Below are 12006 nucleotides of genomic sequence, written 5' to 3'. Positions count from 1 at the left end.
TGCGCGGCGCGGTCCGGTGCCATCGTCGGAGCATGACCACGCCCGCGGTGGAGGTGAGCGGACTCGTCGTCGAGCGCGGCGGCCGGACCGTGCTGGACGGCCTCGACCTCGAGATCCTGCGCGGCCGCGTCACCGGGCTGCTCGGACCGAGCGGCTGCGGCAAGTCCACGCTCATCCGGGCCATCGCCGGCGTCCAGGTGGTGAGGTCGGGTTCGGTGACGGTGCTCGGCGAGCCGGCCGGCTCGGCCGTGAACCGGCGGCGCGTGGCCTACATGACCCAGGCGAGCTCGGTCTATCCCGACCTCACCGTCGAGCAGAACCTCTCCTACTTCGCACGACTGTCCGCGGTGGGACGTGACCGCGTGGAGGCGGTGCTGTCCGCCGTCGACCTCGGCGCGCAGCGCGGGAGCCTGACCCGCGAGCTCTCGGGCGGGCAGCGGGCACGGGTCTCGCTGGCGGCGGCGCTGATCGCCGAGCCCGAGGTGTGCCTGCTCGACGAGCCCACCGTCGGCCTCGACCCCGTCCTGCGGCGCGACCTGTGGCGGCTGTTCGGCGGGCTGGCCGAGTCGGGCGTGACCCTGCTGGTCTCGAGCCACGTCATGGACGAGGCCGACCGGTGCGACGTCGTGCTGCTCATGCGCGAGGGCCGGATGATCGCGCAGGACTCCCCCGCCGGACTGCGCGCCGCGACCGGGACGGCCGACATCGAGTCGGCCTTCCTCGCCCTGGCCGAGGGAGGTGCCGCGTGACGGGCGCGACCGCCACGGCCCGGCGGGTGCTGGCGCAGCTGCGGCACGACCCCCGCAGCATCGTCATGCTGCTGTTCCTGCCGTCGATCCTGCTGGCGCTGTTCCGCTACGTGTTCGACCAGCAGCCGCAGGTGTTCGCGCGGGTCGGTCCGCAGATGCTGGCGCTGTTCCCCTTCATCCTGATGTTCCTCATCACCAGCGTGACGATGGTGCGCGAGCGGATCTCCGGGACACTCGAGCGGCTGCTGACGACGCCGCTGCGTCGCGGCGAGCTGATCGGCGGCTACGGCGTCGCGTTCGGTCTGGTCGCGCTGGCGCAGTCGGCGATCAGCCTCGTGGTGGCGCAGTGGCTGCTGGACCTCGGCCTCGACCGGCCGTGGGAGGCGTTGGTCTTCGCGATCCTCGGGTCCGTCGTGGGCACGGCGCTCGGGCTGCTGGCGTCGGCGTTCGCGCGCACCGAGTTCCAGGCCGTGCAGTTCATGCCGCTCGTGATCATCCCGCAGATCCTCGTGTGCGGACTGCTCGTGCCGGTGGACGCGATGCCCGAGGTGCTGCAGTGGCTCTCGGTCGTCATGCCGCTGACCTACGCGACCGACGCGTTCTCCTCCCTCGCGGCCGGCGAGGCGGCCTCGGAGCGGGTCACCGACCTGGTCGTGCTGATCGGGTTCGCCGTCGGCTCGGTCGCGCTGGCCTCGCTCACCCTGCGCCGCCGCACCCCCTGACGCCGAGTGGCAAACCGAGGTCGCGAGTGGCGCGGGATCAGCGGGCGGCGAGCGCGATGGCGAGCAGCAGGCAGCTGACGAACGAGACGGGCACGAGCCAGAGCACGCCGAAGAAGAGCGTCACCGTCGTGCCGACCTTCGGCGGGAAGAACCAGCGGGCGCGGGGCAGGTCGGCCGCGTCCTGGAGGACACCCGGACCGAGGCCGAAGCCCCGCCCCAGCGCCTTGAGCCGCGAGAACACGCGCGGGCCGCCGGCGGTGCCGGCCAGCTGGCCCAGCACGAGGCGCGCCTCGCCCACGTCGTCGCTCATCGCGACGGCGATGCCGAGCTCGGTGGCGAGCTGCTGCTCGTCCTCGACGGCCACGATGATGCGCGAGCGCCGCCACGCGAACGCCCCCGAGAGAGCGGCGCCGACGAGCGCGATCAGGCCGGCGACGACGGTCAGCCAGGTGTCGTCGGCCAGGAGGCTGACGATCGCCAGGCCCACCAGGAACGGCCACGACACCACCATGATCCCGAGGCTGGGCCAGCGCAGCAGCCGCACGCCGAGTCGCAGCGCCTGCGCCGCACGCGCCGCCGCGACCTCGGTCTGGCCGTCCACCCGCGACGCGAAGCCTCCGACCGCCGCGTTCACCCGTCGTCCCGTCCTGCCGATGCCCATGCCTCCAGCCTAGGGAGCACCCCCGCAGGCCCCGAGATGTGCTCCGTATTCGACCTTTCAAGCCGGTTGAAAGGTCGAAAACGGAGCAAAACTCGGGCGGGTGAGGAGGCCGTGAAAATAGTGGCTTAACTCACAGTTAAAACCTTGTTACGATGACGCACCACCGTTCCGTTCCGTGCACTCCCACCCGCACGGAGCTCGTCCTTCCGAAAGGCTCATCGTGACCCGTACTCCTGCTGTGGCACGCCGTCTGGCCGTGCCCCTCTCCGCCACGCTGATCGCCGGCATGGCCGGCGCGCTGACGATGGCCGGCGCCGGCACGGCGAACGCCGCCGACGTCCGACTGTCGAAGACGTTCACCTACAACTGCGGCGTCACCGCGGGCCCGCTCGACCTCGGTCGGCACAACCTCGGCGTGGCCATCTCCACCACCGTGCCCACCTCGGTCCGCGCCGGCCAGACGATCCCGGCTCGTCCCGTGAACATCACGCTGACGCTCCCCGAGGACCTCCGCGCCGCCACGGCCGGCCTGCTGCAGGGCCGCGAGGCCGCCGGCGCCAGCACCGACGCCTCGCTCACCCTGACCACCGGTGGTCGCAGCACCGCGGTGCGGATCCCGAGCCTGGCCGCCCCGCGGACCCCGGTCCCGCAGAACGTCGGCGACAAGTGGACCATCCCGGCCACCGGCACGGTCCCGGCGATCAAGGCGCCCGCGAACACCAAGCACACCGTCGCGCTCGGCGTGCCGAAGTCGTTCACGATCGCGGCCACGATCTACCGCGCCGACGAGTCCACGGTCCCGTCGAGCCTCACGTGCACCGGCCCGTCCAACCTGGCCCTCGGCTCGATCAAGGTCCCCAACCGTGCACCGGTCGTCAGCAAGAAGACGGTCAAGGTCGTCACGAAGCAGAAGAAGGCCAAGGCCTTCGTGCTGCGCGCCCGTGACGCCGACGGCGACCGCCTGACCTACAAGGTCGGCAAGGTCAGCAAGAAGGCCGGCAAGGTCAGGGGCAAGGGCCCGAAGTTCACGTTCGTCCCGAAGAAGGGCTTCAAGGGCAAGACGGCGTTCTACGTGACCGTCCGCGACGGCTACGGCGGCAGCGCCAAGGTGAAGGTCGTCGTCACCGTCAAGAAGTGACGCCACCCGCAGCGTGACGCAGGGGCGAGGGCCGCGAGGCTCTCGCCCCTTCGCCTGTCCGGCTATTTCAGGAACTTCGAGGTGGAGCGGTCCTTGAGGATCGTGCCGCCGGTCTGGCACGTGGGGCAGTACTGCAGCGAGGAGTCGGCGAAGACCACCTCGGCCACCGTGTCGCCGCAGACCTCGCACGTCTGGCCCGCCCGGCCGTGCACGCGCATCCGCTCGCGCTTGGCGTCCTTGAGGTCGGCCGCGGGCTTGCCGTCGGCCGCCGCGACGGCCTCGGTGAGCACCGAGGTGACCGCCTCCTCCAGGCGAGCGATCTCGTCGTCGTCGAGCTTCTCGGCGATCGCGAAGGGCGAGAGCCGCGCGGCGTGCAGGATCTCGTCGCTGTAGGCGTTGCCGATGCCCGCCACCACGGTCTGGTCGCGCAGCAGCCGCTTGACCTGCATCCGGCGCTGCAGCAGCGGCCGCAGCTCGAAGCCCGGCGCGAGCGGGTCGGGACCGAGCCGCTCGATCCCGGGCACCTCGTGCGGGTCCCGCACGGCGTAGACGGCCAGGCCCTTGCGGGTGCCGGCCTCGGTGAGGTCGAAGCCCTCGTGCGGGCCCGAGCCCCGGTCGACGCGGAACCGCAGGGCGAGCGGGCCACCCATCTTGACCCGGCTGTCGCCGAAGTGGTCGGACCAGCGCAGCCAGCCCGCCTTGGCCAGGTGGATCACGAGGTGCAGCCCGTCGACGTCGATGTCGATGAACTTGCCGTGCCGCGTGACGCCGCTGACGGTGAGCCCCGCGAACGACGACACGGGCGGGTCGTAGGTCTTGAGCACCGCGAACGACGCCGGCTCGATCTCGACCACGACCGCGCCCTCGAGCTGGGCCTGCAGCCAGTGGACGAGGGCCTCCACCTCGGGCATCTCGGGCATGACGTCAGCGTACGAGGATCAGCCGACGAACGTCAGCCACAGCAGCACCAGGTTGAGCGCCACGATCGCCGCGGCCGCGAGCGTCGCGAGCACGGTGGTGAGCCGCCGGTTCACGAACTCGCCCATGATGGCGTGCCGCGAGGTCAGCCAGACCAGCGGCACGACGGCGAACGGGATGCCCATCGACAGGACGACCTGCGAGACCACGAGGGCCCGCGTGGGGTCGATCCCGAGCAGCAGGACGATCACGGCCGGCACGAGCGTGATGAGGCGCCGGGTGACCGGCTTGAGCGACCACGGCGTCAGGGCGCGCATGACCTCGGCGCCCGCGGCGCTGCCGACCGAGGTCGACGAGATGCCCGAGCCCAGCAGCGCGACCGCGAACAGCAGCGCCACGCCCGCGCCGATCTCGCTCGTGATGAGCTCGTGCGCGCCGGCGATCGTATCGGTGCCGGGCAGGCCCTGCAGGTTCGCCGCGGCCATGAGCAGCAGGCCGAGGTTGAGCATGCCGGCGAGGATCAGCGCCAGCACGACGTCGATCCGGGTGGCGGCCAGCAGGTCGCGCACCGACGAGCTCTCGCCCCGGACGCCCAGACGGTCGGCCGTGAGGCTCGAGTGCAGGTAGACCGCGTGCGGCATGACGGTGGCGCCGACGATGCCCGAGGCCAGCAGCACGCTCTCGGCACCGTCGAACCGCGGCACCAGTCCCTGCACGACCTCGCCAGCGGCGGGCGGGCCGACGACGAGGCCGGCCAGGAAGCCCACCGCGATCAGCAGCAGGAAGCCGACGATGACGCGCTCGAGCGCGCCCTGGCCACGGTGGTCGCCGATCGCGAGCACCAGCATCGCGACCAGGGCGGTCAGCAGCGCGCCGAGCGGCAGCGGCACGCCGAACAGCAGGTGGAACGCGATCGCGCCGCCGATGACCTCGGCGAGGTCGGTGGCGATCGCGATCCCCTCGGCCTGCATCCAGTACGCGAAGCGCGCGCGGACGCCCAGACGGTCGCCCACCTGGCCCGCCAGCGAGCGGCGGGTGACCAGGCCGAGCTTGGCCGAGAGGTACTGGATGAGCACGGCCATGAGGTTGGCCAGCACGATCACCCAGACGAGGGTGTAGCCGAACTGCGCGCCGGCCGTGAGGTTCGTGGCGACGTTGCCCGGATCGACGTACGCGATGGCAGCGACGAAAGCCGGCCCCAGCAGCGTGAGCCGGCGCCGCAGGACCTGGGTCACTCGACCCGCAGGTCCTGGTACTCGGGGTGCTTCTCGACGAACCGCTTGATGTAGCTGCAGTGGATGCGGGCCTTCTTGCCGCGCGCCCGCACGTCGTCGAGCGCGAAGGTCACGAGCTGGCTGGCCAGGCCCTGGCCCTCGAAGCGCTCGTCGATGATCGTGTGCGGGAAGACGACGACGTCGCCCTCCTCACGAGCCTCGGTGAAGCCGGCGCGCTCGCCGTCGACCGCGATCTCGTACTGCTGCTCCGCCGCGTTGTGCGTGATGTCGACCGTCATGGGAACGACCTTCCCACACTCGGTTTTCCCTTGCGCACCATGCGTGCCGGGCCGACGGCGACGTTCGTCTCTTCGGGCCCGGTCCCGCCGCGCAGTCGCTACGGTGTCGGGTATGAAGATCAGCGTCATCGGCTGTGGCTACCTCGGCGCCGTCCACGCCGCGAGCATGGCGGAGCTGGGCCACGAGGTCGTCGGCGTCGACACCGACCTGGCCAAGATCGAGAGCCTGTCCGCCGGGCGTGCCCCGTTCTTCGAGCCGAACCTGCCCGAGCTGCTCGAGCGCACCCTGGCCAGCGGCCGGCTGTCGTTCACCACGGACTTCGCCGACGTCGCCGACGCGCAGGTGCACTTCCTGTGTGTCGGCACGCCGCAGAAGCGCGGCGAGTACGCGGCCGACCTGGCCTACGTCGACGGCGCATTCACGAGCCTGCTGGAGGTCATCGCGCCCGGCGCGCTCGTCGCCGGCAAGTCCACCGTGCCCGTCGGCACGGCCGAGCGGCTCGCGGCGCAGCTGGCCGAGGTCCGGCCCGACGCGATGCTCGTGTGGAACCCCGAGTTCCTGCGGGAGGGCTTCGCGGTCAAGGACACGCTGCACCCCGACCGTCTGGTCTACGGCGTTCCCGACGGCGAGGCCGGCGAGCGCGCCACCGCGCTGCTCGACGAGGTCTACGCCGCGATCCTCGCCGAGGGCACGCCTCGCCTCACGATGGACCCGGCCACCGCGCAGCTGGTCAAGGTCGCCGCGAACTCGTTCCTGGCCACGAAGATCTCGTTCATCAACGCGATGGCCGAGCTGTGCGAGCGCACCGACGCCGATGTCACCGCGCTGGCCGACGCGATCGGCCTCGACGACCGCATCGGGCGCAAGTTCCTCAACGCCGGCCTCGGCTTCGGCGGCGGCTGCCTGCCGAAGGACATCCGCGCGTTCATGGCGCGCGCCGGCGAGCTCGGCGCCGACCAGACTCTCAGCTTCCTGGCCGAGGTCGACGCGATCAACACCCGCCGCCGCGTGCGCATGGTCGACCTCGCCCGCGAGGAGTGCGGGGGCTCGCTCATGGGCCGCACCGTCGCGGTGCTGGGCGCCTCGTTCAAGCCCGACAGCGACGACATCCGCGACTCCCCCGCCCTCAACGTGGCCGAGCAGCTGCGGCTGCAGGGCGCGAACGTGCGCGTCACCGACCCGGCCGCGCTGGGCAACGCGAAGTCGTCCTACCCGAACCTGCTCTACGTGGAGGACACCGAGGAGGCGCTCACCGGCGCCGACCTCGTCCTGCTGCTCACCGAGTGGCGCGAGTACCGCGAGCTCGATCCCGAGGCGGTCGGCGCGCTGGTGCACCGCCGGGCGCTGCTCGACGGGCGCAACGCGGTCGACCCCGACCGCTGGCGCGCCGCCGGCTGGACCTACCGCGCCCTGGGCCGCCGCGCCTGAGACACGCCCACCCACGACAGAGCAGGGGCCCGCAGCCATCGGCTGCGGGCCCCTGTCGTGTCGGCGTCAGTCGATCTCGCGCTTGAGGATCTTGCCCGTCGCGGTCATCGGCAGCGCGTCGCGGAACTCCACGATGCGCGGGTACTTGTACTGGGCGAACTGACCCTTGGCCCACTCGCGCAGCTCGGCCTCGGTGGTGGGATCGTCGGCGTTCTTGACCACGACCGCCTTGATCTCCTCGCCGTGCGACTCGTGCGGGACGCCGATGACGGCGACCAGCGAGACCGCCGGGTGCGTCATCAGCACCTCCTCGAGCTCACGCGGGTAGACGTTGTAGCCGCCGCGGATGATCATGTCCTTGCTGCGGTCGACGATGTAGTAGTAGCCGTCGTCGTCCTTGCGGGCGAGGTCGCCCGTGCGGAACCACTCGCCCTGGATCGCCTCGGCCGTGGCGGCGGGGCGGTTGTAGTAGCCCTTCATGATGCCGTGACCCTTGATCGCGATCTCGCCGATCGCCTCGGGGTCGTGCGGCACGTCGCTCCAGTCGTCGTTGATGAGCTTCATCTCGACGCCTTCGACCGGACGGCCGATGGAGCCCACGCGGACCTCCTCGCCGCGGACGCCGAACGAGGCGACGGGCGAGGTCTCGGAGAGGCCGTAGCCCTCCTGGATGACGATGCCGAACTTCTCCTCGAACTGACGGTGGATGTCGGCCGGGAGCGCGGCGCCACCGGCGGCCGCGGTGCGGATGGTCTTGGCGATGGCCTCGACGTCGATGCTGCCGTCGGACGCGGCGAGCGCCTGCAGCAGGCCCCAGTACATCGTGGGCACGCCGGCGAAGAACGTGATCTTCTCCTTCAGCAGGAGCGCCAGGGCGGCCTCGGGCTCGAACCGCGGCAGGTAGACGACCGTGCCGCCGTAGAGGAACGCGCCGTTCTGGATGACGGTCTGGCCGAAGATGTGGAACAGCGGCAGCACCGCGAGGTACGTGTCCGGGTCGTTCTCGTCGGCGCCGAACAGCGAGGTGCCGAGGGCGGCGTTGGCGCGCAGGTTGCGGTGCATCAGCTCGGCGCCCTTGGGCTGTCCGGTGGTGCCCGACGTGTAGAGGATCACGGCGGTGTCGTCGTCGTCGCGCTCGACCGTGGTGAACTCCGGCGACTGCTGGGCCACGAGCGGGCCGTAGAACTCCGGCGGCTCCATCGGCTCGGGCGCGGCCGAGTCGAGCTTGATGAGGAAGAACTCCTTGCACGCCTCGACCTCGTTGAAGCCGGCCCAGGCGCGGTCGCCGATCGGCAGGTCGGGGGTGCCCTCGAAGGCGATGAAGGCGACGGCGCCGGAGTCGTCGAGGTGGTAGGCGACCTCGCGCTCGGACAGCAGGACGTTCAGCGGGACGACCACCGCGCCGGCCTTGAGGATGCCGAAGTAGGCGATCGTGAAGTAGGGCAGGTTCGGGATCGAGATCGCGACCTTGTCGCCGGGCTTGATCCCCCGCGAGACGAGCAGGTTGGCGACCTGGTTGGCGGCGCCGTTGACCTGCGCGTAGTTCAGGCGCGTGTCACCGAAGACGATGGCGGTGCGCTCGGGGTACTTCGCGGTCGTGTCGTCGAGGATCGCGGCGAGGTTGGTCACGGTGCCTTCTTTCGGGGGGTGTGGCCTCAGTTACATCGTCACTGTAACCAACGACCGCGGCACAAAGTGTGCCGCGACCCCTGTAGCAAAGCGTCGCGACCACACCCCCTCCCGACGACTCAGCAGCCGTCGCGCATCAGGTCAGGCTGGTTGCCGTCGGTGACCTCGACCATCGTGATCCGCGAGGAGTCCGTGAGGCGGTCCGGAGCCTCGTCGAAGAGGAAGCCGATCCAGCGCGTGTCCTCACGGACGAACGCGCCGGTCTGCGAGTAGCCGGCCTCCTCCGGCTCCGACAGCGCCCCGCCGTAGGCCCGGCGCAGGCCTCCGTAGCTGTTGCCCACCGAGATGCCCTTCGCCGTCTCGGCCCCGTCCTTGAACAGGCCCAGCGTGGCGATCGTGCCGTCCTGCCGGACCTGCACGTCGAATCCGTCGCCGAGGTCGCCGGTCCAGCGGTACCGGGTGCCCTCGCAGACCAGTCCACTGTCGTCCCGCTCGATCAGCCCGGTCGCGATCGCCTCGTCGACCGGCGTGCCGACCCGGATCGGCTCGATCGCACCGGGAACCACGTCGCCCACCGTGATCGGGCGTCCCTCGGCGTCGACCGGGTCGGCGGGAGACCAGGAGGGCCCCGTCCGGTCGGCGCGGGCCGCCGCGAGATCGGGATCCTCCGTGGCGCTCGGCGCGGGGGACGTGGCCGTCGGGGCGGGCGACGACGTGACGGTGGTGCCGGGGTCGGCGGCCGACGCCGATCCTCCGTCCAGCTGGCGGGCGGCGAAGCCGGCGCCGACGCCGGCGATCACGCTGGCGGCGACGAGGGATGCTGCGATGCTGCGGTTCATGGTGTCCTCACCGACCGCCTCCGTGACGGTCTCACCCTCCTGATGCCGCCGGGGCACGGAAAGTTGTCACGCATCGGCACCGGCCGTGAGCTGCGCCCGGACGAAGCGCCGCGCCGTGTGGATCCGCGCCTTCACCGTGCCGAGCGCGACGCCGAGGATCGTTGCGATCTCGTCGTACGGCAGTCCCCCGAGGTCGCGCAGGACGAGTGCCTCCACCGTCTCGGGGTGGCGCTCCTCGAGCGCCTCGATCGCGTCGAGGAGGTCGAGCCGCGTGCCGGCGACGACGCTGGTGCGTGCCGGGTCGGCCGTCTCCGGCGCCGCGTCGAGGCCTCGCTCGACGGATCGCCGCTTCAGCGTCCGGTACGTCATCCGCGCCTGGTTGGTCGCCACCATCGCGGCCCAGGCCTCGAACGAGCCCCGGGCCGCCCAGGTGTCGAGCCGCGTGGCGATCGTGAGCAGGGCGTCCTGGGCGGCCTCCTCCGCGTCCTGGGGGTAGGGCAGGACGCGTCGGCAGCGCCGCTGCACGAGGGGTCGGACCTGTCCGAGCAGGTCCTCGAGCGCCGCCCGATCGCCGGCGCGGGCGCGCGCGACCAGGGCGTGGTGCACGTCCATCCGGCCTCCCCACCGATACTGGTCACGATGCGACAGATCGGACGTTACCGGCTCGACTCCGTGCAGGGGGTCGGCGCCTTCGCGACGGTGTGGCGCGGCCACGACCCCGATCTGGACGTCACGGTGGCGGTGAAGGTGCTGGCCGACAACTGGGCCCACCACCCCGACGTCCGCGAGCGATTCCTCGAGGAGGCCAGGCTGCTGCGCCGCATCCACGACCCTCTCGTCGTGCGGGTCCACGACGTCGGCGTCCAGGACGACCGGCCGTACTTCGTGATGGACTTCGTGCCCGGCGGGACGCTGGCCGACCGGGTCGGCGATCTCGGCACCGACGACGCCGTGGCGTGGGTCGTGGCGGCGTGCCGGGCCGTGCAGGCGCTGCACGACCACGACGTCCTGCACCGCGACGTCAAGCCCTCCAACCTGCTGGTGAGCGGCGACGACGAGGTCCTCATCAGCGACCTCGGGAGTGCGAAGCGACTGGCCGAGGCGAGCGGGATCACCGTCACCACCGGAACGCCCGCCTACATGGCACCCGAGCAGGCGTACGGGCAGCCGCTGGACGCGCGCACCGACGTCTACGCCCTCGGGGTCCTCGCGCACGAGCTGATCGCCGGCCGGCTGCCGTTCGACGGTCCGCTCGGACGGACCGCCAACGACCGGCTGGAGCCGACCGGAGCCGGCCCGCGGGTCGACGCGGTCGTCGCCGCAGCGCTGTCCGTGCGGCGCGAGGGGCGTCCGGCGTCGGCGGCCGCGCTGGCCGAGGCGCTCGAGTCGAGCGAGGAGCCGGGGCGCACGGCCGTGCCGCCCTGGCTCGTCGCCCTGCTGATGACCGTGGCCTTCGCCGCCGCCGCCGTCACGACCTGGTACCTGGGCTGAGGCGACCGGCGACTCACCAGGTGAGGCCGGTGAGTCGCTCGTAGGCCTCGATGTAGCGGTCGCGCGTGCGCTCCACGATCTCGTCGGGCAGCCGCGGCGGGGGCGTGTCGGACGCGCGGTCCCAGCCGGACTCCTCCGACGTCAGCCAGTCGCGGACGAACTGCTTGTCGTAGCTGGGCTGCGCCTGGCCGGGCACGTAGCGGTCGGCGGGCCAGAAGCGCGACGAGTCGGGCGTGAGCACCTCGTCGGCCAGCACGATCGTGCCGTCGGGACGGGCGCCGAACTCGAGCTTGGTGTCGGCCAGGATGATGCCGCGCTCACGGGCGATCTCCTCGGCACGGCCGTAGACGGCCAGGGTGAGGTCGCGCAGCCGCTCGGCCATCTCGGCGCCGACGGTCTCCACGACCGCCTCGAACGAGACGTTCTCGTCGTGCTCGCCGAGATCGGCCTTCGTGGCCGGGGTGAAGATCGCGGTGTCGAGGCGCGAGCCGTCGACGAGCCCGTCGGGCAGCGGGATGCCGCACACGGCTCCGGTCTCGCGGTAGTCGGCCAGGCCCGAGCCGGTGAGGTAGCCGCGGGCGACGCACTCGACCGGGAACATGTCGAGCCGCTCGACGACCAGCGCACGGCCGGCCACCTCGTCGGGCACGTCGGTGCTGACGACGTGGTGCGGCACGAGGTCGGCCAGCTGGTCGAACCACCACAGGCTCATCCGGGTGAGGATCTCGCCCTTGTCGGGGATCCCCGGCTCGAGCAGGAAGTCGTAGGCGCTGACCCGGTCCGACGCGACCATCAGCAGGTGGTCGCCGTACGTGTACAGGTCGCGGACCTTGCCCGAGTGCAGGTGGGTGGCTCCGGGAATCTCCAGCGGCATGGGATCAGGCTAGTGGCCTGCCCGTCGGCGCGTTTCCGTGGCA

13 protein-coding genes are annotated in these 12006 nt (G+C 71.6%); 5 read left to right on the top strand and 8 right to left on the bottom strand.

What is annotated here, in order from left to right:
* Positions 1-32: 32 nt before the first annotated feature.
* Positions 33-749, top strand: coding sequence for an ABC transporter ATP-binding protein (locus BJ975_RS16175; RefSeq protein WP_179427784.1), 717 nt, complete (start codon positions 33-35; stop codon positions 747-749).
* Positions 746-1471, top strand: a complete 726-nt coding sequence (locus BJ975_RS16170) for an ABC transporter permease (protein ID WP_179427782.1) — start codon at positions 746-748, stop codon at positions 1469-1471. The genes BJ975_RS16175 and BJ975_RS16170 overlap by 4 nt, the downstream gene beginning before the upstream one ends.
* A 37-nt stretch (positions 1472-1508) precedes the next feature.
* Here BJ975_RS16170 and BJ975_RS16165 read toward each other — a convergent pair whose 3' ends face one another.
* Positions 1509-2132, bottom strand: coding sequence for a hypothetical protein (locus BJ975_RS16165; RefSeq protein WP_179427780.1), 624 nt, complete (start codon positions 2130-2132; stop codon positions 1509-1511).
* A gap of 238 nt (positions 2133-2370) precedes the next feature.
* Between BJ975_RS16165 and BJ975_RS16160 the strand changes: the two genes are divergently transcribed.
* The gene (locus tag BJ975_RS16160) at positions 2371-3270 is read left to right on the top strand and encodes a DUF6801 domain-containing protein (RefSeq protein WP_179427778.1); all 900 of its coding nucleotides are present in this window, start codon (positions 2371-2373) and stop codon (positions 3268-3270) included.
* Between the two features lie 62 nt (positions 3271-3332).
* On the opposite strand, the gene BJ975_RS16155 is transcribed toward BJ975_RS16160, so the two are convergent.
* Genes BJ975_RS16155 through BJ975_RS16145 form a run of 3 tightly spaced genes read right to left on the bottom strand, consistent with a single transcriptional unit; the run spans position 3333 to position 5701 of the window.
* Positions 3333-4190, bottom strand: a complete 858-nt coding sequence (locus BJ975_RS16155) for an Fpg/Nei family DNA glycosylase (protein ID WP_179427776.1) — start codon at positions 4188-4190, stop codon at positions 3333-3335.
* Positions 4191-4208: 18 nt separating this feature from the next.
* Positions 4209-5423 (bottom strand): Nramp family divalent metal transporter, encoded by a 1215-nt coding sequence (locus BJ975_RS16150; protein ID WP_179427774.1) that lies wholly within the window; start codon positions 5421-5423, stop codon positions 4209-4211.
* Positions 5420-5701 carry a GNAT family N-acetyltransferase gene (locus BJ975_RS16145; protein WP_179427772.1) on the bottom strand — a complete coding sequence of 94 codons (282 nt, stop codon included), beginning with the start codon at positions 5699-5701 and terminating at the stop codon, positions 5420-5422. Before BJ975_RS16145 ends, BJ975_RS16150 begins: the two co-directional genes overlap by 4 nt.
* 112 nt (positions 5702-5813) lie before the next feature.
* Between BJ975_RS16145 and BJ975_RS16140 the strand changes: the two genes are divergently transcribed.
* A complete protein-coding gene (locus tag BJ975_RS16140) occupies positions 5814-7130 on the top strand; it encodes a UDP-glucose dehydrogenase family protein (RefSeq protein WP_179427770.1) in 1317 nt (438 codons plus the stop codon).
* 66 nt (positions 7131-7196) lie between these two features.
* Here the strand turns inward: BJ975_RS16140 and BJ975_RS16135 are convergent, their stop codons facing one another.
* The 3 genes from BJ975_RS16135 to BJ975_RS16125 all read right to left on the bottom strand — a co-directional run bounded on the left by BJ975_RS16135 (position 7197) and on the right by BJ975_RS16125 (position 10210).
* Entirely contained in the window at positions 7197-8759 is a 1563-nt protein-coding gene (locus tag BJ975_RS16135) for a long-chain-fatty-acid--CoA ligase (RefSeq protein ID WP_179427768.1), read from the bottom strand.
* Between the two features lie 119 nt (positions 8760-8878).
* Positions 8879-9598, bottom strand: a complete 720-nt coding sequence (locus BJ975_RS16130) for a hypothetical protein (protein ID WP_179427766.1) — start codon at positions 9596-9598, stop codon at positions 8879-8881.
* A 66-nt stretch (positions 9599-9664) separates the two neighbouring features.
* Positions 9665-10210, bottom strand: coding sequence for an RNA polymerase sigma factor (locus BJ975_RS16125; RefSeq protein WP_179427764.1), 546 nt, complete (start codon positions 10208-10210; stop codon positions 9665-9667).
* A gap of 27 nt (positions 10211-10237) precedes the next feature.
* Between BJ975_RS16125 and BJ975_RS16120 the strand changes: the two genes are divergently transcribed.
* Positions 10238-11089, top strand: coding sequence for a serine/threonine-protein kinase (locus BJ975_RS16120; protein WP_179427762.1), 852 nt, complete (start codon positions 10238-10240; stop codon positions 11087-11089).
* 13 nt (positions 11090-11102) lie between these two features.
* On the opposite strand, the gene BJ975_RS16115 is transcribed toward BJ975_RS16120, so the two are convergent.
* On the bottom strand, positions 11103-11963 hold the full coding sequence (locus tag BJ975_RS16115) for a phosphoribosylaminoimidazolesuccinocarboxamide synthase (protein ID WP_179427760.1): 861 nt from the start codon (positions 11961-11963) through the stop codon (positions 11103-11105).
* Between the last annotated feature and the right edge of the window lie 43 nt (positions 11964-12006).

This window comes from Aeromicrobium tamlense, from assembly GCF_013408555.1.
GTDB classification, from domain to species: domain Bacteria; phylum Actinomycetota; class Actinomycetes; order Propionibacteriales; family Nocardioidaceae; genus Aeromicrobium; species Aeromicrobium tamlense.
The sequence above is the reverse complement of the archived record's forward strand: the minus strand, read 5'-3'. Positions and strand labels throughout refer to the sequence as shown.

Coding starts and splice junctions, on each gene's coding strand:
- BJ975_RS16175 (WP_179427784.1), top strand. CDS start 33: ATGACCACGCCCGCGGTGGAGGTGAGCGGACTCGTCGTCGAGCGCGGC.
- BJ975_RS16165 (WP_179427780.1), bottom strand. CDS start 2,132: ATGGGCATCGGCAGGACGGGACGACGGGTGAACGCGGCGGTCGGAGGC.
- BJ975_RS16155 (WP_179427776.1), bottom strand. CDS start 4,190: ATGCCCGAGATGCCCGAGGTGGAGGCCCTCGTCCACTGGCTGCAGGCC.
- BJ975_RS16145 (WP_179427772.1), bottom strand. CDS start 5,701: ATGACGGTCGACATCACGCACAACGCGGCGGAGCAGCAGTACGAGATC.
- BJ975_RS16140 (WP_179427770.1), top strand. CDS start 5,814: ATGAAGATCAGCGTCATCGGCTGTGGCTACCTCGGCGCCGTCCACGCC.
- BJ975_RS16130 (WP_179427766.1), bottom strand. CDS start 9,598: ATGAACCGCAGCATCGCAGCATCCCTCGTCGCCGCCAGCGTGATCGCC.
- BJ975_RS16125 (WP_179427764.1), bottom strand. CDS start 10,210: ATGGACGTGCACCACGCCCTGGTCGCGCGCGCCCGCGCCGGCGATCGG.
- BJ975_RS16120 (WP_179427762.1), top strand. CDS start 10,238: ATGCGACAGATCGGACGTTACCGGCTCGACTCCGTGCAGGGGGTCGGC.
- BJ975_RS16115 (WP_179427760.1), bottom strand. CDS start 11,963: ATGCCGCTGGAGATTCCCGGAGCCACCCACCTGCACTCGGGCAAGGTC.